The following is a 24,878-nucleotide window of genomic DNA, read 5'->3' as shown; positions in this document are numbered from 1 at the left end:
TAAAAATATTATTTACATTATGAAAAAATTAATTTTTGCTTCTTTTGCTCTTGCAGGATTTGTATCATTGAATGCTCAGCAGGCCGTAACTTTAAACGTTAGATTAAAGCCTATCCAGACCCTTATAGTGAATACCGCTCAGAAAATAGTTAACTTAGACTATGTAACCAAAGATGATTATGTAAACGGTGTATCATCTGTTAATGCTGACCATTTGAGCATTTACAGTACAGGAGGATTCCAGGTAAAAGTGAAAAGTGCCAATGCCGCTTTACAGAACGGTGCTAAAAATATCCAGGCCAACACCATCCAGATCAAGGCAAGTGCAGGATCAGAGCCTGTTACAGGAGCTCAATATGCACAGAACACCCAGTTGTCAGCTACCGAAACCACATTGGTTACTTCAGCAGTAGGAGGGGTAGATAAAAAAATCAGCATTGAATACAAAGGTGCAGGTGCTAACGCTTACCTTGACAACTATATTGCAGGACAGACTCCTACTGTATATACAACAGAATTAACATATACTATTATTTCTCAATAAGATATTTTCATAAAGCAGAGATAACTTCTATATATAAGCAATTTTTAATACTTTAAATGTACTTTGTCATACTGACAAAATGAATTACAGTATAATAGAACGATTTCTTTCATTATAGAATCTCAAATTCAGTTATGGAATATTATCTATTAATAAATCATTGCTATGCTTACATCTAAAGACAGTTTTTCGCACTTTATTAAAGCTGAAATAGAGGAGTTCTATAAAATTAGCCTGCCGGACTGTAAGGAACAGAAGCAGCTTATTTATACTCTTTCCCATTATTTATTGGGAGTATATAAGAAAAAGTTATACATCAATCGAATATCCGGAGAAGTTGTTAATTATAAAGTCTCTCATTTTCTTTTTAATGTAAGGATTTTTTAAGAACCAATACCATTTTTGTTTCAATGTGGCTGATCATACTTCGGTACCTCCAAGGTTATTTTATAAACTTTCCGACTTGAAGTTTTAATAGTGCTTACGATTAATATCATAAAAACCTATTATCGTTTTTTTTGAGACTTTTAAGTTATATAAATGATAACTAATTGTTTAATTTATATTATTGCTATCCTCAGTAAAACACTCCAGGCATTCAGCAATTCAAAAAAATAAATACAGTCATTTAATGTCAATTTGAAACAATAACAGGCGAGCGTTTGATAAATATTAATTTAGAGTTATATATAAAAATAACCAACAATATATATGATTATCAGATATATAATCAATACTTTTGCAAAAAATTTCTAAAAATCGTTAATCTAATTAAGTGTCATGTTTAAAAAACTAATTCCCAGGAAAACGCTCATGTTTCCGGTTCTTATTCCTGTTTCTTTCTTTCAGAATGTAGGCGAAAGAAAAACCAATTACAGGATTTTATGCTCCTTATTTTTACTATTTCTGACCAACATCCTGGTCTTTTCCCAAAGTTCCGGAAAACTTTACCTTTCCTCTTCAGGAACAGGCTTTGTCTATGACATTACCGGGACCACACCTTCCACAGTGGCAGCAGCTCTGCCCGCAGGGATCACGACGCCTACTTATTACAGTGCTAATAATTCGACCGCTGTAAGTAACTTAGCTGTGGGTTATGATACCGCTCAGGCAAACCAGCCTTTGGTATTCTTAAATTCAAATACGGCAGCAAACAGCCCGGTATTAAAAAACGGTACTGCTACAGGTTTGATATTGCCGGTACAGATCGGCGGGATAGGCACTAACAATGTACTGGGTTCGTATTTTGGGCAGTCATTCGGGTTTAGCGGAAAAAACCTTTACAAGGTGTACCCGGCTGTTTCGGCAGCACCGATGGTAATTACGGGTGACGCCATCTGGAATGCTACAACATCCACTATTTTTGCCAGCGACACATTTTATGATTATCAGAACAATGTATATACTATTCTTCAGAATGTAGTCGGGACTACCTATACCAGGTATTTGTACCGTATTGCCATTACAGGGGCGACAACGGCAACGGCAACCCAGGTAGCGACAATTTCCGGGCCTGTAGGCGTAAGAAATGCAGATGCCAATCTCAGTACAACAACCGACGTTGGGAATGTAAGGGGAACTGCCTATCTGAACGGTTACGTATTTGTAGCTTCAGAAAACGGCGATAATGATGTCGTAATGTACAGAATGAATATCAATACAGGTGTTTCAGAATACCTGACACAATATAATAATGTTACAGGCATCAGCGCAGGAAATATTGACCTGGCTTCCGTGGATTATTTCCAGCCCTTTACTTTTACCTGCGGTTCAATGGCATTGCAGGGAACAAGCCCTTATGTTGCCGGAACATCTTCCACACGAACGTTAAGAATTCCGGTGTCCAATATTTATGCCCCGGGAACGTATACCATTAATGTTACAGGGACAGGCTTTTCCAATCCTGCTTATTCGGCGACCATTACTTCAACGTCAACCTTTATTGACGTTCCGGTTACCTATAACGGAACCGGACAGGGAGGCTACCGGACATTAACCGTTGATCTGAATGGAAGCACGACAACCTGTACGTATAATGCATTGATTGATGCAGATTCTGACGGAGACGGCGTTTTGGACAGTGCAGACCTTGATGATGACAATGACGGGGTATTGGATAGCGCAGAAGGATGTTCAGGAACCGTGACCATGGCAGCTGTTACAGCGGCAACAGCTACAAGTTTAACAAATACCAATACCGCTTTTGTTACCTTGGTTCCGCCGGGAGCTGCATTACCTGGTGGTGGAATAACCCTTACAAAGACTGCAGGAACGGGTAATACATGGGGCGTATTTACGCCACCGGTTGCCACAACAACAATAACGGCTAACGGCGCCCAGAGCGCTCCTTTTTCAACAAGATACCTGGATATTACGGGGACAATTGCAAGGACTTTAAATATTAATTTCGGGGTTAGCGCAAATTCTTTAAGTTCAACTAATAATCAGTATCAATATATAATCGGTATTGCCGGATTAGGCGGTGAAGGCGGTTCAGTAACCAATACTTTTTCTGTTCCTTTAACGGTTGTAGGTAATTCGAATGTATTTAATACAGGATTTTATTCACTTTTAAACGGTACTGCTTCTACAACACCGGGAGTGTCAGGAACTGTTTTTACCACCAACAGTCCTCTTACTACACTACAGGGATATACTTTCTTCCTGGTACCTGCTGATGTTGCTTCTTTTACCATGACCTTAACCGGGAATAATGACCCACACGGAATTATTTTCGGGGTATATAATGTTAATTGTACCGCTGATACGGATGTTGATACGATCACAAACCGACTTGACCTGGATTCTGACAATGACGGCTGCCTGGATGCTATGGAGGGTGATGAAAACGTAGCTTACAATATGCTGGTTAATGCACATGCCGGACTTACAGTGGGTACGGGTTCTTCCGCTTCCAATCAGAATTTATGTGCAGCTGCAGGCTGTGTCAATACCAACGGTGTCCCGAACCAGGTAAATGCGGGAGGCCTTGCAGATACAGTGGGAACCCAGGGGCAGGGAATCGGTGATGCCCTGAATAGTTCAGTATCTGCCTGCTTTTGTTATAAACCGGTTGTAACAACAGGCGCACCCGTTTTAAATACACTTCAGGGGATTACCTCTTTAGGTAGAGCCGGAGCAAATGCCTCCAACTGGCCGATGGTTAGAAAGGGAGCATGGACCGCACTGGAATCCAAAACCAAAGGATTTGTAATGAACAGGCTGACAACACAGCAAATCACAGCAATTCCTGCAGCAAATCTCGTAGAGGGAATGATGGTGTATAATACAACTTTAGACTGCCTGCAGATCAATACAACAGGTACTGCAGGAGGATGGACCTGCTTCAACACGCAAGGCTGCCCTACAAACTAATTCTAAAATTCAAAAAATAAAAAATGAAAAACAATATATTCATCATTGCTTTTACGCTCCTTTCGGGAATCTTTTTTGCACAGGTTGCCATTGGTAAGACTGCGGTCTCCTCTCCATCGGTTTCTCTGGAATTCGGTACAGCAAATCGCGGGATTATCTTACCGTGGGTAACTTCTGCAGCTTCAGTAACCGGTGCGGTGAACGGAACAATGATCTATGACCTTACAGACAAGAAAGTTAAGATCAGATATGCTTCTGCCTGGAAAGACCTTTCTGTAAATACAACGGGAACCACCGTTGATCCGTTAACAGGGGTAAACGGGGAACTGATTGAGACTACGGCTATTGAAAATACAAATGCAAAGATGGCCGTCGGTACCCTTACTTCAACGCCCGGAATTCTGGTACTGGAAGATTCCAATAAAGCCATGGTACTGCCTAAAGTGGCAAGCCCCCATCTTAACATCATCAATCCAGCACCGGGAATGATGGTTTATGATACAGCCAATAAACAATTAGCCGTATTTAACGGAAGAGTATGGTCTTTCTGGAGACCGTAAACCTTATTAAATCAAATATATTCATCTAATAAGGTGTTTATGCAATATCTCAAACTGAAGCTGCCTTATTTATTGTAAGGCAGCTTTTTTAATTTTATATTCTGATCTCAGATTGTTTTTGAGATTATTATTAAAGGCCAGTAGTCTTAAAAAAACGATTAAATGCGATGATGAATAATAAAGAAAGCCACTTCAATTGAAGTGGCTTTCTTCTTTCTTTAATGTGAAATAATATATTAATATTTTGTAATGTGGTATGCAAATCCTGTCAAAAGTTATACCATAGAAATACCCGGCAACTGGTTTCTATGACAGGGTTATTTTAGTTTGTCAACATACAGGATTGTAATTTACAGATAAAGGAATTGAAGAACTTGCTAATAAATTAAGAGATGCTTTTCAAAAGAATAGATAGTTAAAAATTATCAAAGACCGGAATAAATAATTTAAATACTAAGTAATTTATCAATCTATTAATATGCAAGAAATTTACCTGAAATACAAAATACATTACAGTTTATTGAAAGTGCTTCGGCAGGGGGATATAATAGGTAATCTTGTTGACTTGGTTTACTAATTTATATTTCCATGAATGACATTATTAATTTTACAATTTCAACTGTTCTATATTATCCGGTCTCATCAATTTTCAACATCAATGTTTGTTAAGTTCTCGTGATAATTTATGATTGTAGTTAAAGATTGTATTAATTGGTCGTATTTTTTTCTGCCTAACAAATTAATATAGTCTAACGTTACTGACCCAAATACTTCCCCAAGAACTTTATAAAGATTCTTACCTTCTTCAGTCAGGAATATCATCATTGATCTTGCATCGCTTTCATTTCTTCTTGTGTAAATCATTCCCTGTTTTTCCAGATCTTTTACAGCTTTACTCACTCCTTGTCTTGTAACCTTTATTTCTTTTAGTAATTTATTGTTAGAGATGCCTTGATATCCAATACTCATAAAGTAAGGGATATGAGCAGGCTTTATATCTGATAGTATATCAATATTTTGTGTTCCGAAATGATCGATTAATCGTCTGTAGTTATAAATTAGCTTAAAAAGAAGGAGGTCTGAATGTATTTGTTCCATTCCGTAAAGTTAATACTTTAATTTTTTTTTATCACATAATTTAATTAAATATTAAGTAAACTTAGTTGACTAATTAATGCAAATGTTTATATTTGCAGAGTTGTTTTTGTTAAATGAATATTTACAACTTTGTATTGGTAATGTCAGTTAGATTGTTGCTGATTAATGTTAAAAAATAGATCAATGAGTCGTAGAAAAAGAATTGTAGTTTTAGGTGGAGGATTTGCTGGGATTAATTTTATTAAAGAATTTTCAAAGCATACCCGGCACGAAATAGTTTTAGTTGATGAGAACAATTATCACTTCTTCCCGCCGTTACTGTATCAGGTTTCTACGGCTTTTATAGAAGCATCAAATATATCTTATCCTTTTAGACGGATGTTTCAGGGAAAAGAGAATGTAAGATTTCATCTAGGTAAATTTCGGCATATCAATCCGATAGAAAAGGTTGTGTTAACAGATGCAGGTGAAGTTTCATATGACTATGTTGTTTTTGCAATGGGAACTAAAACCAATTTTTTTGGAATGGAAAACATTAAAAGAAAAGCTCTTCCTATGAAAACAATTGATGATGCTCTTCTAATGAGAAATCATATTTTGCTAAATATGGAAAAGGCGGTGCGGGCCAAGACATTAAAAGAGAAAGAAAAACACCTTAATATTGTGATTGCAGGCGGAGGGCCTACCGGAGTGGAAGTTGCAGGAATGCTGGCCGAAATGAGTTTGAAACTCGCAAAGAAAGAATATCCGGAAGTGCAAGATCTGAAAACAAATCTTTACCTGGTTGATGTTATGCCCGTATTACTCCAACCAATGAGCAAAAAATCGCAAGAAGAAGCCTACAGTGTTTTGAGCAAATTAGGTGTCCATATTGTCTTGAACACCGCAGTAAAAGATTACGACCAAGGGAAAGTGATTTTTTCAGATGGAACCGAAGTAGAAACAGAAGTTTTAATTTGGGCTTCTGGTGTGGTAGCTCAAAATGTTCAAGGAATACCGGAAGAGTCTTTAGGACGGGGCAAACGGATTTTAGTTGACCAATATAATAGAGTTACGGGTACAGATAATATTTTTGCGATTGGCGATATATCTTTACAGATCTCAGATCCCAATTTTCCTAACGGACATCCTCAATTGGCACAGGTAGCCATTCAACAGGGTTCTTTATTGGCGAAAAATCTAAAATTAATTATCAGTAATAAAGCGCTTTATAAAGTATTCAGATATAATGATAAGGGCAGTATGGCTATCATTTCAAATACAAGGCAGTGGTAGATCTTAATAAAAAAACATTTTTAAAAGGTTTTTTTGCCTGGATTATGTGGCTCTTCATCCACATTATACCATTGATTGGATTTCGTAACAAAGCAAAATTAATGTCAAATTGGTTGTGGTCTTTCATTACCAATGACCCTACTTTGAGATTAATTATAAGAGCAGAGAAAAACAATAGTTAACTTCATCATTTATAAATCTCGGAAATATAAAATGTTCTTGCAGTATCAAGAATTTGGATTGCAGAAGTGATTCTGATTCTAAAAATAATCACTATGCCTCTGGTGATGAAGAATTCCTTAAATTTATATGATTACTAATAAAAGATTTTAATGACATAATACTCCAGGTAGAAAAATATATTGAGAATGGTAAAATTATCCGAAATATAAGCTTCAAAATAGAAATCCTGAAAATTCCTGAGTATACTTTAGAAATTATAAAACACCCTATATCATAAAGCGGTAATTTCGAAATAATTAAACATTAAATCTCAAAAAACGATTAAATTGTAATTGCTGAATTTTTGCTGTATTTCTGGAGTAACCTATCAATATTTTTTTTAAAAGCCTAAAGAAAAATTATACGCAAACGGTAATGTATATTACGACAGCTTTATAATAGAAATAACAGCAATTTATATACGCCCTCAAAACTTTTATGTTTTGAGGGTTTTTTTATGAATAGTGCGTGTAGTTATTTTACTACATCAATTTCCATTTTCAACTACAAAGAAGATTTTATCGCCGCCGTAGATTTGTATTGTTCAAAAGAGGACAACTAAACAGGAATAAAAATAAAATAATACGATCATGACAAAATTAATCGCAATCGCAGCTTTAACTATNGCCGTAGATTTGTATTGTTCAAAAGAGGACAACTAAACAGGAATAAAAATAAAATAATACGATCATGACAAAATTAATCGCAATCGCAGCTTTAACTATCGGAGCAACCATATTAGGAACGAACAATGTTCAGGCTCAGAATACTACCGCAACAACAACCGTAAATATTACCCTGAACGATGTGATCTCCATCGACGCCGGAAGTACGGCAATCGGTAATACAGTTGACTTCAACTATGCGACTGCAGCAGATTATAACTCTGATCAAACGGTTACTAAAGCCAACTCTTTAAAAGTTACTTCAACGAAGAATTTTAACGTTAAAGTAAAAGCAGGCGGTGCTAATTTCATGAATGGAACCAACTTAATTCCTGTAAATGTTCTGACGATCAAAGCTGCTGCTGCTGCCGGAACAATGGGAGGTACAAAAAACGCGGTTGTTTTATCTGCAACGGATCAGACTTTAGTGTCAAATGCTCCTCTTGGAAGTGCCTTAACACTGAACTTGGATTACACTATTCCTGCAGCAAAATCATCATCTTCTGACATCTTAGGTAAACCGGCCGGAACTTATACGCAAACAGTAACTTATACTGCAACAGCTTTATAAATAAATTTTTTTCATATTAATATTTTGTGATTTGGTGTTCGAAGGCTTCCCACGGGAGGCCTTTGATTTTGTATGTATTGATACCGATATAGAGAAAATTCAAAATCCGGTAATAAGTATCTATCAGCTGTAAAGTAGAATCTATGTTTTTGGACATTTAAATCTAATTAATACATCACACCAAACATACCGTAAATTTATTAAGCCGTTTTATATCTTTTTTAAAGGTATCAAATCTCAAAAAACGGTAAAAACTGATTACATAGAAAGAGCCCGGTAAAATACCGAACTCTCACACAAATGCTTAACTATGTTTTAAGTCAACTTTTCGGGTCACCTCAAATTCAGGGAGGGTCTTTTATTACTTTTATTTTACAGTTTCCTCAGCATTATAATGGCAACAGCTTCTGCTTGATGCTGCAAATGCTCGCCGGTTCGGTTCCGGCTGTTAAAGCATTTAGGAACGCGCTTACGCCAATTTCTTCAAAATAAGCATTGATATGCTGATAGAGGATCTGACCTACAAAATTGCATTCTGCAATTGACGTTGGGGTTGAGGAACAGGCGCCATTGGAACAATCATCGGCTATCATCGGGCCGTTTGTTGGTAAGTCTGTTTGAAAGGTGCCGGCAAATTGTCCCTCCCGGTCAGGGTCAGAGCAAATATAGGGATTTACACCCCCGTTATTAACTAATAGCACCTTATTAAGTCCAAACAAAAGAGCCTTAACGGCCAGCGGAGTATTAAGCTGTGTGCCATAAATAGTATCGATATATGACTCAAAACCTTTTGACCATACCTGAGGAACAATGTCAAGACTGTTCCAGATTTTGCAGTTGAACTGCTGCCATTTCACAGCAGGTTCAGGCTGTGGTGGAAAAGTTGCCTTAAGGTAATCCACATAGTAGCTGTTGCCTACATCCGGGCCTGCAACGGCATAGGTTCGTGTTGTCCAATTTTGGGTTTCAGCATGCGTGGGTATTTCGGAAAAGGTAGTATCAGCACCAAACAGTACAAGCGCCAGTGCCGGCGATAATGCACCTCCCAGGCTGTGTCCGGCCACAGTGATAATAGCGTTCGGGTCATCTAATTGGGAGAAATAACTTGTAATCGAATTTTCTGAGTTTAAGCCAAGCAAAAGCTTGATACCGTTTAATGTACCATGAGAGATCCTGATGTTATTATGGGACGGACAATAAGGCCAGTCTTTAATAGTACCGCCCAGCAAATCTTCATCCAGTTCATCAAAGATAGATGTTGCTTTAGTACCCGCAATAGATACTACATATTCATTGATATCCGCCACCGTCTGACTGGGGTATTTGAACACGAGCATGGTATTTGTCGCAGTTGCGGTGTTGCCTTTTATATCCTTAGGTTCTACAACAACATAAGGTCCCCAGGCTACGGTAACATCCACCGGAAAATCGGCAGCAGCGATGATTCCGGGCAAACTCTCGGCAAAGCTGGTCTGAATTGCCTGTGCAGCCGAAGCCGGATCGGTAGCATTCTTTTGCTTAGGTGCGAAATTCGAGATCATAGACATGATGAATGTCATTTGGTAATCATTGTAAGTCATAGGGTTTAGGTTTTTATATTAAAATGAGAGTTATTGACGAACGGAGTTACTTTATATTTGAATTACGGTATACTACATTTCCGCCCAGCCAGGTTTCCTGTACCGTGATATTGCGCATATTCATGCTGATCTTGTCATGGGCCATACTTAACGGATCTTCTGCGAGGATAATAAAATCTGCAAAATGGCCTTTGGGTAAAGAGCCCGCCCATTTTTCGGCATAACATTGCCATGCGGCATCATAAGTGGCTGCCCGCAAAGCCTCTTCGGGTGTCAGGCATTCATCTTTATTGAGAACAGGCGAGGAGCCATCTTCCCGTGGATGTGATTCCATCACACGTGTAATGGATTGTTCCATCATTCTTAACGGTCCGATGGGCGTTACCGTATGATCGCTGTGAAGGGAAATCCTTAATTTCTTATCAAGGGCAGATTTGCAAAGGTCTAGCATATCCACTTTATCATAGCCATCCAATTGCTGGCCTTTAAAGATGATGTCCTTAAAAATGAATCCCCAATAGCCAACATGGCCTATTAAAAAACTTGGCGATATCCCTAATTCCGCCATTTCATCAAGCTGCTTGCGGTTGCTGAATAAAGAGCAATGCTCGATGCGGTTACGAAGTGGGGTTCCTGCATATGTTTTAAGGGCCTCACGGTAGGCATCTATGGTAAGGGTCACTGCCTTGTCGCCATTGGCATGGATCATCATTGGCCAGCCCTGATCGATGATCAATTTAATCAATGCCGGGTAGGTATCCTGAGGATGGAAATCAAAGATGCCGTCCTTATAAGTTTCCGGGAGACAGGCATAATCTTCCGACTGGTAACCCGTAAGTCCCTGATTCGAACCATCTGCTACTACTTTTATGTGCCCGAAATAAAGATCCCTGTATTTTTCCACGGCTTCATATGCCGGTAAATGCGCAAAGTCTGCTTTAGGGTCGTAATATCTGGCACCTCCCAATCGTACACGCAATTTTGTTGAGTCTACATATGGGTTGAGATACTTAAGATAGGCATCCTCCAGTATGGCATCATACATAGACGTTACTCCCCTTGAATTGGCTTCGGAAAAAAAATCATCAAGGTTTGTATTCATGTCGCGTTTTGCCAATGCCTTAATCTGTGGTAGAAAGGTACCTAAGGCATATAAAAGGCCTGTTTCTTCCTGTAATAAACCACGGCCTACTATTTCAAATTCTGTTTCTGACGAATATCCATCCTTTTTGAGGGCAGCTTCGTTTTTCTGATAGACCTTACTTATGGCCGGGCTGTTTATATAAACCGTATGTCCGGAAGCGCTGATGACCATAATAGGTATGGTTTTGCTTACCTCATTTAAAAACGTATAGTCAATGTCTTTAAAGTTATCCTTAGAATAAGGGGTCAACAAGGCCGGGTCGAGGCCATTTGCGAATAAGACGGCATCTTCGGATTCCGGTGGCAGGCTGGCCTTCAGTTGTTCCTTGACCCAGTTTTTGTCATAGCCCTGCCTGATGTTTTGTCCGTCAAACGGGCCTACATCGGCAAAAGAAGCCATCAGACCGGAAAAGACCACGTGTATATGGGGCTCGAAGAGGCCCGGCAGCAAGGTCTGGTTGGGTTCAAGATTCCTGACAGTATATTCATCTTTGAAATGGGCATCCATTTCGGCGGTGACCAAAGATAGGCTGCCGGTAGCAAGCACGCGGCCTTCAGCAAAACCGATGGCTTCAACCACGTCGGCCTTACCGTCAATCATTGGCCTGATAATGCCACCTGTAAATAGAATAGGTGCAGGCTGAACAACTTCAGGTTTCTTCTCAGGCAGGCCTGCGGTCATCAGAGCCAGATTTTCCGGCCCGAAAAGATCTTCTTTTAATAATGTAACAATAGGATTGGTACATGCGCAGAAACACATGTGATCATGATTGTGAGCGTGTTCTTTCATGTTTAGAAAAGTTTTATGGTGACTTCGAAAATATCAACCGAAATGGTTGAATTGTTTGTAATTTGAACGGTAGGGTTATTAGTGTTCATAATTAAATTGATTTGATTAAAAAGTATTATGGATTAAAATTACAGAAGTACCGATTTTTATCTTTCAGTAGTATTACCTGTTTTTATATTTTAGTATTTATACTGATTTATCATTCAATAGTGAATTTTGCATAAGAATCATAGATACTACAAAAGTTGTGATTTATTTAACTGTCACTTATTATCATACCGTATATGAGACATTTTACTATGTCTTTGGCAATGCTTTTATTTTTTTTACATGATTTTATTATAGTATTACTCAAAACTATTAATACCTGCTTTATATTATGAAGCAGTTTGCTGATGAATGGTTGGAGTGTTATTTAGAGTACAGTTATAAAAAACGAGTTAATATATTTTATATAATTGAATAACTACAAAAGTCTCAAAAAATGTAAATAGTAAAGGCTTTTTGTTTTAACGCGTATCCGCAAGAAGTTTATGGATAACTTTGTGGTGTAACAGGTATAAAAAGATACGGCATATAATGAACCCGCTAATAAAGCAACTAAAAAAATACGGAAATTTGGCTCCTGAAATTGAAGCAGAACTTCATGGAAAAATCAAAATTCTTAAAAAGCATAAAGGCGATTTTCTTCTGAAAAAGGGACAGATCATTTCAAATTTATTCGTTATCGAAATAGGGCTTGTTCGCTCTTTTTATCAGACTGGGCAAAGAGAAATAAATTTATGGTTTGGTTTCGAAAATACGATTTTAGGTTCAGTAATACCTTTATATTTTAATCAACCTTCTATCGAAAATATCCAATTTTTAGAAGATACAATCTTATATTATATCTCTCAGGACGACCTTGAAAGCTTTTATAAGTCTTCTCAAGAAATGAATACCATCGGGAGAAAAATTGCCGAAGAGTATTGTGCAATATTAGAAGAACGTTCATTTACATTACAGACACAAACTGCCGACCAACGTTATCACTGGTTTTTAAAAAATCAGCCGGAAGCTTTACAGAGAATTTCTTTAGGACACATTTCTTCTTACCTGGGCATTTCACAGGAAACACTGAGCCGGGTTAGAAAGAAATAACCATTTTGACTTTTGTCAAAAAAAGCACTTTTTCTTTTTTGTTTCTTTGCATCATTAAAGAATAAAAAGTGAAATATTTATTTTTATCCTTAGCAATCGTGCTTGAGGTAGTAGGCTCAAGCTTTATGAAATCATCACACGGGTTTTCAAAATTATTACCAACAGTTATAACAATTGTAGCTTACATTGCATGCTTTTTCTTTTTGTCGCAAGCGCTAAAATTCATTCCATTAGGAGTTGTGTATGCGATATGGGGCGGTTTAGGAATTGTGCTCACTGCTGTTATTTCCGTGGTTGTATTCAGAGAACCGGTGGACATTCCCACTATTATTGGTATTGTTCTGATTGTTTCAGGAGTTTTTGTAATGAATTTTTTTTCTAAATCAGCAACTCACTAAAATGCAGTTCATTAACCGGAATTTACAATAATCGAACAAAACTGCAAAGTACATCGGTAGTTCTCTATTGAGCTTTTATTCATCATTAAAATGTATGCTTAGAAACAGCAATACGATATCGCTGAGAATGTATTGGGAAATTGGAAAGCTTATCATTGAAGAAGAGCAGGACGGTGAGTTACGGGCTAAGTATGGTAAATCAGTGTTGAAAAACCTTGCTGCACAACTATCATTGGAATTTGGGAAAGGCTTTAATGAGAGGAATCTTAATAATATGCGGCTTTTTTCATAGCATTTCCAATCTGGAACGCAGTGCGTACCGAATTGAGCTGGACCCACTACAGAATTATCAGCAGAGTTGAAAATCCTCAACACAGAATACACTACATAGAACATTAGATTGAAGGAAACTGGAATACCAGGGCACTTAAAAGAAATATGGACAGCCAGTACTTAGGAAGATTACTGAAATTTCCGGAGCCGAAAAGCAAAGAGGTATCCAATTTTATAAAAGATCCATATATCTTTGAGTTCTTAGGGTTGCCATCAGACATATCACAGACTGAAATCCAAATAGAATAAGCTTTAATATCGCATCTTCAACAATTTTTAATGGAACTGGGGGAAAGGATTTGCCTTTGTAGCAAGACAGCAGCATATTGTTCCTGATACTTCCGGTTTTTTTGTAGACCTTATATTTTATAACTATTATCTGAAGTGCTTTGTACTTGTTGATCTGAAGACTCATAAGCTTACCCTGACGAAAAAGAATTGAAACAGCTGATTGAAGCACACAGAGTAATATTTCAACTGGACAATCAAGATTTAATAAAATACTGTTTATAATCTCACAAAACGGTCACATTAAAAAAAATGAAAACCACAATGATTAGTATTTGTGGTTTTTGCTTATTATCAAAGTGATTTTAATTTTTCGGCTCAAATTTCTTAATAGCTTCCAGCGTAGTTGGAGTGAATAAATTTACCAGATTGCCGTCAGGATCTCTAAATAAGAGAGAATTATTTCCCCAAGGCATGATCGTTGGCTTTTGAACAATATATGCTTCTAAAAAAGGTGCTAATCTATTATACTCCTTTTCTACGTCCTCAACCATAAATTCAATAATTGCTGTACGGTTTTTAGCCGCCTGAGCCACACTTTCACCACCGAAAAACTGAAGTGTATTAATACTTCCAATAGCCAAAGTAGCTGTTTTCGTCTGCAGTTCTGCAAAGTCAGGAGTAAAGCGTTCTATAGTCAATTTTGTGATGTGTTCATAAAATTTTACTAAAGCCTCTACGTCGGCAGTAATTATTCTGGTAGATACTAAATTCATATTGTCTGATTTTCTGAAACAAAAATAAGTTTACTTTGTGACAACAGTCTGTCAGTAGTCCTTGTTGTTTTAGAAATATAAATGAAAAATTATAAACATTTCTTTAATTTGAATTACCGACAGTTTGAAAATATTCTTGAAAAGAAACAATTTTGATTTCATTTAGAATCGTAATTTTTTATTTCAGAATACTCTTATATAATCTAAAATATAAGGGTTGACCTTGGACGATACCGGGAGCTTTAAAGGGATGTATTCTTTGGGATTAACATTATCTTTGCAAGTAATTTACAAAAAATAAAAGTTTCAAAAAACGATAGGTCAGCATGAACTTGCAGAAAAACCTCTTGACGAAGAAATTTTGTGACTCAAACAACACTTAGGAAAGGACATTTTTATTGGAAATCGGAGTTTGATTATTCAGTTTTAGGCAGTAATCTTAATAACGAATTTCAATTTGTATATATCCTGCCATTGAAAGGAAAGCACTTTTCCTATTTGACCAAATCAGCGACAGAATTGTTTTGAAACTTCTTAAAACAAAATTGCTGAAGTAAAGGCAACAGTGTTTTATTATGAGCCGACAAGAGATTAAAACAATAAACTGCTAACCATATGTTTATAAAAGCGATGCGGGACGTTAAGCATTCAACTTAAAATCGCTATTTTGCTTTTGTAGTTAATTGAGGTGAAGTAGCCGAGTGAAATCTAGAGTACTTTAAAGATCCCTACTTTGTCGGATGACCCTCCTTATCTTCAGAAAGTAGCGGCGCGGGTTATAAAGGCAGGGAACTGAAAAAAAACTATTTCTTCGGGATGACAAAGCGGAAATAGAAAGTTTACTGATTATACAGCCTGAGAATTTCCACCAATTCGGGTATGGATCGTATTTTCAGCTTCTCAAACAGCCTGTTTTTGTAAGTGCTGATCGTTGATGAATGGAGATTAAGTTGATTTGAAATTTCTTTGAGGGGAAGACCTTCTGCAAGTTTATTGGCAATTTGCAGTTCGCGGTCGGATAGGGCTTCAAAGGGTGAGTTTTTTGTTGCGCCATTTAATGATTCTAAAAACATCGCTTCTTTTACGTTGTCACTTGCATACCGGCCGGTACTCAGCATCGCCGTCAAGGCAGTTTCAATTGCTGCCGTGGAGCTTTGCTTGCTTAGATAGCCACCGGCGCCCATCTTTAGATAACGCATTGCATACAGCTCCTCATCCTGAGAAGAAAATATCAGAATCTTTAATTGGGGTTTGTGAATTTTGATGTAATCTATTGCTTCCTGAATAGAACCATTGGGCATATTGACGTCCATGATTGCCAGGTCCAATTCTTCTGTCAAAATTACTTTATACAACGATTTAAAATCTTCTACTTCATAAATCATGGCTTCGGGTCTGAACTTTTTAATCGTTTGTATTAAACCCATTCGGACTATTCCATGATCATCTGCAACAATAATCCGGTCGTTATTTTTTTTATTGTTCATTCTTTTAAATTTTTGGTAAAAAAATGGAAACAGCAGTACCGTTATTTTCAGACGAAATAATTTTTATATTTCCATGCAGTAAGGATACAAAATTTTTAACAATTTTTAAACTTAAACCTACTCCTGTCTCACCGGCAGTACCAGTGAATACTGGGTTGTCATAATTAAATATTGCGGATAAATACTTTTCACCAATTCCTGTACCGGAGTCGACCACAGAAATTACATCCTCATTGTTCTCTGTAAAGTATTGGAAGTGAATGTCCTGTCCCGGAAAAGAGTATTTAACTGCATTGTTAAGAATTTTGTCTAAGACATATTCCAGCAACAGACGGTCGGTTGTAAGAAATGCATCGTGATCTCCTTTAAAATGAAATTTAAGGTTTTTTTCTTTTAATTTAGCAGCGTATTTTTTTTCCAGATGGTGAAAAAGACCCATCACCATGATTTTAACGGGGTTAATCTTAAATTCCCCGTATTGTGTTTTTAACCAGGCAGTGCTGTCCTGAACGGTTTGCAGATTCTTCTGGGCATCGCTTTTTATCTGCGGCAACAACTTAAAAAAATCTTCCTCACTTATGGTTTTTTGCTCTACCGCTTCTATAAGCAACAGATAATTTCCGAATATTTCTTTTGAATCATGAGACAATATCGAGATCAATCCGTTCTTAAAATTGATTTCATGTTCAAGTTTTTCTATCTTTAATTGTAGTTCGTTAATTAGAGCATTCATAAATTTCTTATCAATGCACAAAGGTATCTAATTATTATTTTTCTTCCATTCCTATTCCATACCACTTTTTGATCATATCAGAAAGGGTTTGTTTCAATAAAGGTTTGGTTAAAAAATCAGACATTCCGGCTTGCAGGCATTTTTCTTTTTCTCCGGGAAGACCCCCTGCGGTTAGCGCAATAATAGGTATTTCTATATTTTTTTCCAGGGCTCTTATTTTCCGGGTTGCTTCAATGCCATTGAGATGGGGCATCTGAATATCCATTAAAATAAGATCGGGGCTTTCTTTTTGGAATTTTTCAACCGCTTCAGTGCCATCTTTTGCCTCGATGATCAAAGCTTGAGGAATTATATCCTTTAAATACGTTTTGGTAAGAAGTAAATTAATAGCATTATCTTCAGCAATTAAAATTTTTATTTCGCGCTCACTTACTTCAGTTGCGATATCTTTTATTTGCTCAGGTTTTTTCTTTTGAGAACTCTTTAGGGTGGATAAAACCTGGTACATCTGTTTCATACGAACCGGTTTTACGAGCCGATTTTCTATTTCCAATTCGTCACATGCATCCTGTAAATTAGTATCATCGGACGAGCTGTACAAAATAACATATGGTGTTGCATGGGGGGCATCGGGAATAATATTTTTCATTTTTCTAATGGTTTCAATGCCATCCATAATAGGCATATGATAATCCATAATGATCACATCAAATTCGGACTTGTCCATCATCAAAAGCAGGGCCTTCAACCCGCTGTCACACTCTATGACTTCGATATTTTTTCGTTCCAGCATCCTTTTCAGGATTTTCCGGTTGTATTCATGATCGTCCACAACCAAAACTCGCTTAATACCGGTTAAGCTTACATCATATTCCTCTTCCTCCGTATCAAACTGAATATCAAAGAAAAAATCGCTGCCTTTTCCCTGATCGCTTTCGAGTTGTAAAACACTGCCGAAAAGTGCCAGAATCTGGTTAGAAATGGTAAGTCCCAGACCGGTACCCCCATATCTTTTAGTATTACTGCCATCTTCCTGTGAAAAAGCGTTGAAAATTTCCGCTTGTTTTTCGCTGTTTATTCCAATACCTGTATCCCGAACTCCAAACCGGATTCGTTTTTTTCCTTCTCCTAAATCATCTACAACTTTAACATATAACACAATCTCGCCTTCCTCTGTAAATTTCAAAGCATTGCCCAAAAGATTGACGAAAACCTGTTTTAAGCGCATCTTATCAGTCCATATATATTTAGGTATGGTTTCGTCAATATCAATGAGCAGTTCTAACTGCTTTTTAATATTACTGTACACAACAATATTAAAGGCTTCTGAAACCAGTTCTTCGATCTCTACTTTGTCAGTCTTTAGCTTAAGTTTTTGCTTTTCTAATTTTGAGAAATCTAAAATATCGTTGATGATGCTGTTTAAGGAAACTCCGGATTGATTGATTATTTCTAAATACTGTCTCTGTGTTTCGTCCAGAGTGGTATCTAAAAGAAGTTCTGTAAAGCCGATTATACCATTCAAAGGGGTTCTGATCTCATGGCTCATATTCGCCACAAACTCGGATTTTAAAACATAGGCTTTCTCTGCTTGCTCATTTGCTTCCAAGATCTTATGCTCCATATTTTTTCTTTCTGTGAGGTCCGCTGCATTACCCAAATACCATTTTGAAGCCTGGTTCAGGATCTTATTGACTAATTCTTCCTCTTCTTTATCTAAATTTTTCTCTTCCCTGTCAAATAAATTTAAATGAGCGATAAGATTGCCCTCAAGACCCGGGATGGGATAACTTTTATGAAATTTAAATTCCGGGTTCTTAAACTCATAGACCGAAGTCTGATCATCAAAAAGAAAGTGAGGATTCTGAGGATAAATCTGATTGACAGACGCATCACTGGAAGCGATAATATAAACTTGCCCTTCCGAGGTAATACTCATGGTACAAAGTTCCATGTTGGTCATCTTGGCAGCTGCAAATACCAATAAATCAAAAGCATCGGCATATTTTTTTTTGAATGCATTTAATTTATCAATATCGTACTGATCCCGCAATTGATTATTGCTGTTAAAGTGATCCATGAGAAAGCGTTTTTTAAAAAGTATTGTTAAATTGCTGTAAAGCTGTAATAAACATTGATAGAGTAGGTGGTATTTTCTTTACCTACCAAACTTTGGGCACCCGCAGGTGGTATGGTGTAACTTACGTTCAGTCCCTGGTCCAAAACCGGTGTTCCGTTAAAGAGTATTTTTTGGGGAGTTTTGGATAAGGGAGCATTTACAGAACTTCCATCCACACCAATTTGTAATATGTTGGAGTTGATGTCGGTCTGCAGGCCACCCTTCTTGAAATAATTTTCGTCCGATTTTACATACAGTTCAAAACTCTCATTATTGGACAGTATGATATGGTTCGGAATCATTTGCGACTGCCCATTGGTGTAATGGGAGGCTGTATTAAAATTGAAGTTTACATTTCGCCCGGAACTGGGGATGGTGATCTCTGACCGGGGAAGCACCTTTAACTGGACAGCTGTATTCTGCAAACTGTTAATTGAATTATCTGTACTTCTGGCGTTGAGGTTCAACTCAAAAGTATACGTTCCGGCTTCAAAAAAATTGTTCTTAAAATCATCTGCAGATACATAAAGCTCCGGGATGAAGCTGTTTCTGTTTCCTGCTGCAACATTTAAATTAACAGCGGAAAAATTTTGAAAAGTGGCAGATAAAGCTTTGGTCGTGAGAGCAGATCCGTTACTTCCCAATTTAATGCTGGCAATATTTCTTGTTCCGGGAACACCTTTAGATGAAGTGAACTGCACGGTTGTGGCAGCAGCTTTTGCCCAAAAATTAAAATCGACGGTATGCGCAATTTCCGTATTCCCCAGATCCCATACCCGCGTACCTGTACTGCGATAGTCATTCAAAGAAGATATTTCAATATATTTCGTTAAAGAGGTTGTGACCCATCTTATCGATGAAGGGATCACTAAAATTGTTTTAAAATTACGTGGTGTGAAGTCGTTATAATTCTGAGTAATATCCATGGAGTAATTTCCGGCCCGGAAGGCATTCGCAGCAAATTGTGCGGCAGGAATTTTAAATGTAAAATTGATATTTCCCCGGTTGAATCCTCCTCCAAAACTGATTGTTGGCGGCTCAAACCATTTTAAAGCACTTGTACTGAATGACTGAAAACCCGGTAGAAAACCCGAAAACCCTGTAGATGGCAACTGCCCTCCCATACTTTCTAACTGCCATAGGAGAACAGAGTTGGGCAAAGTGAACAGTGAAGAGGAAAAGTGGGTAAAAGTCGGTCCGGATGTAGAGGTAAAGGTCGGAGCTGTCGGGCCAATTCCAAAAAAGCCATAATCCCAATTTGTCCTGTTGGCGTTTGTCATTAATCTTGTAGGGACCGAAGTAAATTCGGTCCTGTTAAAAATATTATTTTCCGGGATAGTCAGGTACACGTCCTGAGCTTTGGTAACTGTTGATCCTGAACACACAGCAAAAATTCCCCATAAAAAAAACCTCCTCGTTTTCATACCTTTAAATTTAAAACTTTTTCACCTTAATAGTGGTGTCTTTCTTCTTATATTCAAAAATCACGGCTTCCGGATTACCATCCTTTTTCACCTGAATTGTTTTTGTGGGTTGTATGTAGCTGTATTTGTCATTTTCAATATAGAGTTCGTATTTTCCATCTTTCAGGAAAAACTCAAACTCATTTTTTTGGTTGACCACGGCGGTATAGATCGCTCCATCTTCACCTTTTGCATACACTACAATCCCTGTTACATCAGTCTCCAAAACATCGTAGGCCTGTTTGATCTCTGTTAATTTTCCACTTACCCTTATATTTTTTACCAAACCTACTTTGCGGTTGATATTGTTATTAACCATTATTACGGGATTCATCATCAATCTTGCACCCGCACTTTCGTTTACTTTCAGGGTGTAAATACCTTCAGGCACATTCTGAAAAATTACTTTTCCGTTCTTGTCCGTCATGGCGACATAATTGTCAAGTTTTACAATTTCATCAGCGATTACTTGTTCGCCTGAATCTAAAAGTCCGTTGAAATTTTTATCTTCAAAGAACTGGAATGCTACTTTATGATTTCCCAAAGCCGTGGCTGCAGTAAAATATTTTCTGATCCCCACTCTGAACTGGTAATAACTGCCGCTGCTTGCATATTCGGCAGTAGATTTATATCCTGAAAGATTAAAATACCCTGTGCTGGACCAGGAAGGAGAAATCTTATATTCCAGGCTCCCGGTGATATTGCTGTTTAAATTTTTATAAAGTTCCGAATAGAAAGTTCCTGCTGAAAAAGATCCGATCAGATTATTACTGAGCATCTGGAAATTATACGAGGCATATACATTGTAGTTGGCAAAATTGCGGTCTGTGTTGTAGTAAGAATTTAAATCAAAAACGTTCGTTGCATTCCACTGGGCTGTTCCGTTGAGAGAGAATGATTTATATCTGTAAGACAAAGTGGTTTTCAAGCTGTTAAACCAATCCGGTCTGTTGTTCTCTTTCGAATAAGAATATTCCGCTGTAAGATTTACTGCGTGGGCGCCCAATGTTGCGCTGATGTTTGTTTCCAATCGGTAAGAAAAAAGTTCGTACGATGTGTAAAAATTAGCTGTTTTCTGTTTTTCAATCTTTGGGGATACCAGGAAATTCCAATTCTTTGCAGAAAGCTGGTAACCTGATCCCAAAGATTCTGTGCTGTTGAAATAATAACGCAGATTGGCCGTATTCCCAGGCTCGATTGGCGTGCTCTGGAAACTTAGGAACTCGGGGTCTACTTCTGAATTCTGATATTGTATAAAAGCGCGCTGAGAAGCAGAAAATTGGCGGTTGATCCGCTGATTTGAAAAAAAAGATCCCCTTTTGATCCCCGCATAACTTTTGGTGGCAAAGGTATTCACAGACTGTATATCCCAACTTCCTAATTTGCCCTCGTAATTCGCTCCCATTGAAGCTCCTGTGTTTTCATCTTTGTTCAAAAGGCCTTTTTCGTGGCTCACACCCACCTCGGTACGGACTGTATGTTTATCGTTAATTAATAATGATGCTGTTGCGTTCGCTACCTGCGTATCAACATTAAAGCGCGGATCATGGTCAAATAGGTAGGATACTTTTCCATTAAAAGATTTAGCATTTCCAAAACCATATTTTGCACCCACTATGGTAGATCCTTTTGTTTGCTGGAAATAAGTGCCGTACAAGTTGTAATTATTTTCCAGCGCAAGAATTTCAAGCTGATTATTTTTACCGAATCTGGTAGAAACTTTCCCACCTCTCCCGAAAACCGGATAATCGTAGTCATTACTGTTAACATTCCCAACCCGTAATACCGTATTTTTTTTCTCCAGCTCCAGCCAGGTATCATACAGGTTATACCGGCCGTCTTCATGATAGTAATCTGCACCTATATTGAAGCGCGATTTCAGATTTTCAGTTACCCGGAACGCTGTATTTCCTCTTAATTGAAGAAAATTGAAACCAGAACTGTTTTCGTTATAACTGATTTCTGCAAAATTACTCCCGTTCACCGCTTCGTTTCCTCTCGCAATTTGTCTGTTGTTCGATAAAATGACTAAGTGAAGCGTGTTGCTTCCCACGATTTCATTATTAAGCTGGTCTGTGGCGGTTGCATTAATATTAAATTCCGGGAAAAGCGTATTCTGTTTTCTGACCGTAATTTTGATCTCAACGGTTTGTTTTTCTAAACCTTCCAGAGAAACGGTTTGTTGTTTGGGCATCATTTCCAAACCATCAGGAATAGATTGCAAATCAATCTTAACGGTTCGCTTACTATAGCCCTGGTTTTCTACCGTCAGTAGAATGGAGGAGTGGGGCGCAGAAGGATTAATGAAGTTTTCGTATGATGCCGTATAAATGGCGATGTTGCTGTTCTCGTCTTTATCAACGGAGAAAGAGGCGCTCTGAGTTCTGGTGGCCGTTGGAGTGGTATACGAAACCTGGAAGGTGATCTCATTGGATATACGTTTCATGAAATCCACGTTGGCAATCAGTTTCACAGGAAATTTTTTAGACTGACCGGCATCTAATATAAAATCATTTTTAGGATAGAACAGTAAACCCGGATAGTTTTCCTGAGGCATGATATTCTGAATGGTAATCTGTTCGGAACTTTTATTCTCAATAACCAGTAAATTAGTAAAAGTAGAACCTTTCTCAACAGCTATGCTGCTATTTTCAAAACGGATCCCGATATCCTTCTTGTCCTGAGCAAAGGCCAACGAAAAATGCAGAAGAACCAATGCAAAAGATAAGACTGTTCTTCTTAGGATTGATATCGATATTCCATTCTGTGGTTTCAAGACTTAATTTTTAAAATTTAAAATTTAAAGTTTTTTTCGCCTACGCGTAAATCATTGGATCCTGCCATTTTGATAATCACCACGCCCAAAAAGTTCCCTGAAATATTCTCCGGTAAAGAAAATTGAACGACCTGATTGGTATCGGGAAGCATGGAGATGGAAATTGCGGGTAATTTTATTTCCTTACCGCTGTCGGTATTGGTCAGTTCAAACTCAACGGTGGCATCATTGATGGTATTCCCATCGTTATGGATGCTTACTGCGACTTTTTTGCTTACTGCATTATCACTGTTTACCTCTGATATATTGGTAATATCCAAACTTTTTGTCTGGTTCCCAGGCGGTGTGTAAAAGATGTGAAGTCCAACTTCAAATAAGGTAATAATACCAATCCCGTTCTGAATACGTGCCTGATCTGCCTGCTGGGGAAGTTGGGTGAAAAATAACATACTGTTTGTAACAGATTTTGGTGCGTTTGCAGGAATCTGCATGGTTACTACAATCTCCTTTGTGCTTCTCGCAGGAACTGTTACTGCGTTTTCTAAGGTAGACACCCAGGCGGCATTGGAGGTTTTTGAACTTCCTGCTTCAAGATATACTTTATTTCCGTCTTCTTCTCTGGCCCAATCTTTATAGTTAAGATTAAAAACATATTCTTTATCCGAGCTGTTTTGAAGCGTGACTGTCTGTGACACTTTTTCTCCTGGATTACCGGTAAAAAACAAACGTGTAGGCGACATCGAGATACTTTGTGCCAGAATTGAAGAAGACCCTGTGAGGATAAAGAAAATGAAAAGGTGAATAAACTTGCGCATGGTGTAAATTGTTTAAAAATAAAAGATTCCCAAAACTACTGAAAACGTAACAAAAGGAACCTTTAAACCTAAAAAAATTTATTTATAAAGCAGTAGCAGTATACGTAACCGTCTGCGTATAAGTTCCGGCCGGTTTACCTAAGATATCAGAAGATGATGATTTTGCTGCAGGAATTGTGTAATCCAGATTCAATGTTAAGGCACTTCCAAGCGGAGCATTGGTAACTAAATTTTGATCCGTTGCAGATAAAACAACAGCGCTTTTTGTTCCACCCATAGTTCCGGCAGCTGCAGCCGCTTTGATGGTCAGAACATTTACAGGGATCAAGTTGGTTCCGTTCATAAAATTAGCGCCTCCTGCTTTTACTTTAACGTTAAAGTTCTTTGTTGAAGTAACTTTTAAAGAGTTGGCTTTAGTAACCGTTTGATCAGAATTATAGTCTGCTGCAGTCGCATAGTTGAAGTCAACCGTATTACCGATTGCCGTACTTCCTGCATCGATGGAGATTACATCGTTCAGGGTAATATTTACGGTTGTTGTTGCAGTAGTATTCTGAGCCTTAACATTGTTCGTTCCTAATATGGTTGCTCCGATAGTTAAAGCTGCGATTGCGATTAATTTTGTCATGATCGTATTATTTAATTTTTATTTCTTGTTTAATTGTTCTCTTTTGAACACTACAAATCTACGGCGGCGATAAAATCTTCTTTGTAGTGGAAAATGGAAGTTGATGTAGTAAAATAACTACATGCATTACTCATTCGGTTTAAAATAGAAAAGCCCTCA

Annotated in this window: 20 protein-coding genes and 1 pseudogene; 10 read left to right on the top strand and 11 right to left on the bottom strand. The window is 37.7% G+C overall.

From position 1 onward, the window contains the following. Positions 1-19: 19 nt before the first annotated feature. The 3 genes from ASE55_RS08080 (at position 20) to ASE55_RS08070 (ending at position 4,479) form a co-directional block, all read left to right on the top strand. Positions 20-544: a hypothetical protein gene (locus tag ASE55_RS08080; protein ID WP_056217656.1), complete on the top strand. Its 525-nt coding sequence runs from the start codon at positions 20-22 to the stop codon at positions 542-544. Between the two features lie 780 nt (positions 545-1,324). Next, complete coding sequence (locus tag ASE55_RS08075) at positions 1,325-3,919, top strand: beta strand repeat-containing protein (protein WP_128414528.1); 2,595 nt, start codon at positions 1,325-1,327, stop codon at positions 3,917-3,919. A 23-nt stretch (positions 3,920-3,942) separates the two neighbouring features. Beyond that, on the top strand, positions 3,943-4,479 hold the full coding sequence (locus tag ASE55_RS08070; RefSeq protein ID WP_056217651.1) for a hypothetical protein: 537 nt from the start codon (positions 3,943-3,945) through the stop codon (positions 4,477-4,479). Between the two features lie 642 nt (positions 4,480-5,121). Here ASE55_RS08070 and ASE55_RS08065 read toward each other — a convergent pair. Further along, positions 5,122-5,577 (bottom strand): MarR family winged helix-turn-helix transcriptional regulator, encoded by a 456-nt coding sequence (locus ASE55_RS08065; protein WP_056217649.1) that lies wholly within the window; start codon positions 5,575-5,577, stop codon positions 5,122-5,124. Positions 5,578-5,760: 183 nt separating this feature from the next. Here ASE55_RS08065 and ASE55_RS08060 point away from each other — a divergent pair, with 183 nt between their 5' ends. The 3 genes from ASE55_RS08060 (at position 5,761) to ASE55_RS08055 (ending at position 8,310) form a co-directional block, all read left to right on the top strand. Continuing rightward, positions 5,761-6,852 carry an NAD(P)/FAD-dependent oxidoreductase gene (locus ASE55_RS08060; protein ID WP_317041551.1) on the top strand — a complete coding sequence of 364 codons (1,092 nt, stop codon included), beginning with the start codon at positions 5,761-5,763 and terminating at the stop codon, positions 6,850-6,852. Between the two features lie 44 nt (positions 6,853-6,896). Further along, complete coding sequence (locus ASE55_RS20920; RefSeq protein WP_410493007.1) at positions 6,897-7,034, top strand: hypothetical protein; 138 nt, start codon at positions 6,897-6,899, stop codon at positions 7,032-7,034. A 730-nt stretch (positions 7,035-7,764) separates the two neighbouring features. Next, positions 7,765-8,310: a hypothetical protein gene (locus tag ASE55_RS08055; protein WP_056217648.1), complete on the top strand. Its 546-nt coding sequence runs from the start codon at positions 7,765-7,767 to the stop codon at positions 8,308-8,310. Between the two features lie 389 nt (positions 8,311-8,699). Here ASE55_RS08055 and ASE55_RS08050 read toward each other — a convergent pair whose 3' ends face one another. Both ASE55_RS08050 and ASE55_RS08045 read right to left on the bottom strand, forming a co-directional pair. Further along, complete coding sequence (locus tag ASE55_RS08050; RefSeq protein WP_056217645.1) at positions 8,700-9,890, bottom strand: lipase family protein; 1,191 nt, start codon at positions 9,888-9,890, stop codon at positions 8,700-8,702. 46 nt (positions 9,891-9,936) lie between these two features. Next, positions 9,937-11,823, bottom strand: coding sequence for an amidohydrolase (locus ASE55_RS08045; RefSeq protein WP_082474372.1), 1,887 nt, complete (start codon positions 11,821-11,823; stop codon positions 9,937-9,939). A 579-nt stretch (positions 11,824-12,402) separates the two neighbouring features. Between ASE55_RS08045 and ASE55_RS08040 the strand changes: the two genes are divergently transcribed. From ASE55_RS08040 to ASE55_RS20910, 4 genes and pseudogenes are all read left to right on the top strand, one after another. Next, complete coding sequence (locus tag ASE55_RS08040) at positions 12,403-12,963, top strand: Crp/Fnr family transcriptional regulator (protein WP_056217640.1); 561 nt, start codon at positions 12,403-12,405, stop codon at positions 12,961-12,963. Between the two features lie 68 nt (positions 12,964-13,031). Beyond that, the gene (locus tag ASE55_RS08035; RefSeq protein ID WP_056217637.1) at positions 13,032-13,361 is read left to right on the top strand and encodes a DMT family transporter; all 330 of its coding nucleotides are present in this window, start codon (positions 13,032-13,034) and stop codon (positions 13,359-13,361) included. 94 nt (positions 13,362-13,455) lie between these two features. Continuing rightward, positions 13,456-13,653, top strand: coding sequence for a DUF1016 N-terminal domain-containing protein (locus ASE55_RS20915; RefSeq protein WP_082474371.1), 198 nt, complete (start codon positions 13,456-13,458; stop codon positions 13,651-13,653). 339 nt (positions 13,654-13,992) lie between these two features. Continuing rightward, positions 13,993-14,136: pseudogene (locus ASE55_RS20910) on the top strand (PDDEXK nuclease domain-containing protein); the annotation flags it as partial. Positions 14,137-14,287: 151 nt separating this feature from the next. Here the strand turns inward: ASE55_RS20910 and ASE55_RS08025 are convergent. The 8 genes from ASE55_RS08025 to ASE55_RS07990 form a co-directional block, all read right to left on the bottom strand. Beyond that, positions 14,288-14,698, bottom strand: coding sequence for a VOC family protein (locus ASE55_RS08025; protein ID WP_056217631.1), 411 nt, complete (start codon positions 14,696-14,698; stop codon positions 14,288-14,290). 839 nt (positions 14,699-15,537) lie between these two features. Then, on the bottom strand, positions 15,538-16,185 hold the full coding sequence (locus tag ASE55_RS08020) for a response regulator transcription factor (RefSeq protein WP_056217628.1): 648 nt from the start codon (positions 16,183-16,185) through the stop codon (positions 15,538-15,540). A gap of 4 nt (positions 16,186-16,189) precedes the next feature. Next, positions 16,190-16,918, bottom strand: coding sequence for a sensor histidine kinase (locus tag ASE55_RS08015; protein ID WP_056217626.1), 729 nt, complete (start codon positions 16,916-16,918; stop codon positions 16,190-16,192). 34 nt (positions 16,919-16,952) lie between these two features. Beyond that, complete coding sequence (locus ASE55_RS08010) at positions 16,953-18,998, bottom strand: response regulator (protein ID WP_056217624.1); 2,046 nt, start codon at positions 18,996-18,998, stop codon at positions 16,953-16,955. 26 nt (positions 18,999-19,024) lie between these two features. Beyond that, positions 19,025-20,461 (bottom strand): hypothetical protein, encoded by a 1,437-nt coding sequence (locus ASE55_RS08005; RefSeq protein ID WP_056217622.1) that lies wholly within the window; start codon positions 20,459-20,461, stop codon positions 19,025-19,027. Positions 20,462-20,471: 10 nt separating this feature from the next. Further along, a complete protein-coding gene (locus ASE55_RS08000) occupies positions 20,472-23,276 on the bottom strand; it encodes a hypothetical protein (protein ID WP_238585019.1) in 2,805 nt (934 codons plus the stop codon). 17 nt (positions 23,277-23,293) lie between these two features. Further along, positions 23,294-24,091 carry an Fn3-like domain-containing protein gene (locus ASE55_RS07995; RefSeq protein ID WP_238585018.1) on the bottom strand — a complete coding sequence of 266 codons (798 nt, stop codon included), beginning with the start codon at positions 24,089-24,091 and terminating at the stop codon, positions 23,294-23,296. Between the two features lie 82 nt (positions 24,092-24,173). Next, a complete protein-coding gene (locus ASE55_RS07990; protein WP_056217617.1) occupies positions 24,174-24,719 on the bottom strand; it encodes a hypothetical protein in 546 nt (181 codons plus the stop codon). Positions 24,720-24,878 lie beyond the last annotated feature (159 nt).

Source organism: Chryseobacterium sp. Leaf201, from assembly GCF_001421435.1.
In the GTDB taxonomy this organism is placed as follows: Bacteria; Bacteroidota; Bacteroidia; order Flavobacteriales; family Weeksellaceae; genus Chryseobacterium.
This window is presented reverse-complemented; position numbering and strand designations above follow the sequence as displayed.

Coding starts and splice junctions, on each gene's coding strand:
- ASE55_RS20915 (WP_082474371.1), top strand. CDS start 13,456: ATGCTTAGAAACAGCAATACGATATCGCTGAGAATGTATTGGGAAATT.
- ASE55_RS08050 (WP_056217645.1), bottom strand. CDS start 9,890: ATGACTTACAATGATTACCAAATGACATTCATCATGTCTATGATCTCG.
- ASE55_RS08080 (WP_056217656.1), top strand. CDS start 20: ATGAAAAAATTAATTTTTGCTTCTTTTGCTCTTGCAGGATTTGTATCA.
- ASE55_RS08055 (WP_056217648.1), top strand. CDS start 7,765: ATGACAAAATTAATCGCAATCGCAGCTTTAACTATCGGAGCAACCATA.
- ASE55_RS08015 (WP_056217626.1), bottom strand. CDS start 16,918: ATGAATGCTCTAATTAACGAACTACAATTAAAGATAGAAAAACTTGAA.
- ASE55_RS08075 (WP_128414528.1), top strand. CDS start 1,325: ATGTTTAAAAAACTAATTCCCAGGAAAACGCTCATGTTTCCGGTTCTT.
- ASE55_RS08070 (WP_056217651.1), top strand. CDS start 3,943: ATGAAAAACAATATATTCATCATTGCTTTTACGCTCCTTTCGGGAATC.
- ASE55_RS20920 (WP_410493007.1), top strand. CDS start 6,897: ATGTGGCTCTTCATCCACATTATACCATTGATTGGATTTCGTAACAAA.
- ASE55_RS08005 (WP_056217622.1), bottom strand. CDS start 20,461: ATGAAAACGAGGAGGTTTTTTTTATGGGGAATTTTTGCTGTGTGTTCA.
- ASE55_RS08010 (WP_056217624.1), bottom strand. CDS start 18,998: ATGGATCACTTTAACAGCAATAATCAATTGCGGGATCAGTACGATATT.
- ASE55_RS08065 (WP_056217649.1), bottom strand. CDS start 5,577: ATGGAACAAATACATTCAGACCTCCTTCTTTTTAAGCTAATTTATAAC.
- ASE55_RS08045 (WP_082474372.1), bottom strand. CDS start 11,823: ATGAAAGAACACGCTCACAATCATGATCACATGTGTTTCTGCGCATGT.
- ASE55_RS07990 (WP_056217617.1), bottom strand. CDS start 24,719: ATGACAAAATTAATCGCAATCGCAGCTTTAACTATCGGAGCAACCATA.
- ASE55_RS08060 (WP_317041551.1), top strand. CDS start 5,761: ATGAGTCGTAGAAAAAGAATTGTAGTTTTAGGTGGAGGATTTGCTGGG.
- ASE55_RS08025 (WP_056217631.1), bottom strand. CDS start 14,698: ATGAATTTAGTATCTACCAGAATAATTACTGCCGACGTAGAGGCTTTA.
- ASE55_RS08040 (WP_056217640.1), top strand. CDS start 12,403: ATGAACCCGCTAATAAAGCAACTAAAAAAATACGGAAATTTGGCTCCT.
- ASE55_RS08020 (WP_056217628.1), bottom strand. CDS start 16,185: ATGAACAATAAAAAAAATAACGACCGGATTATTGTTGCAGATGATCAT.
- ASE55_RS07995 (WP_238585018.1), bottom strand. CDS start 24,091: ATGCGCAAGTTTATTCACCTTTTCATTTTCTTTATCCTCACAGGGTCT.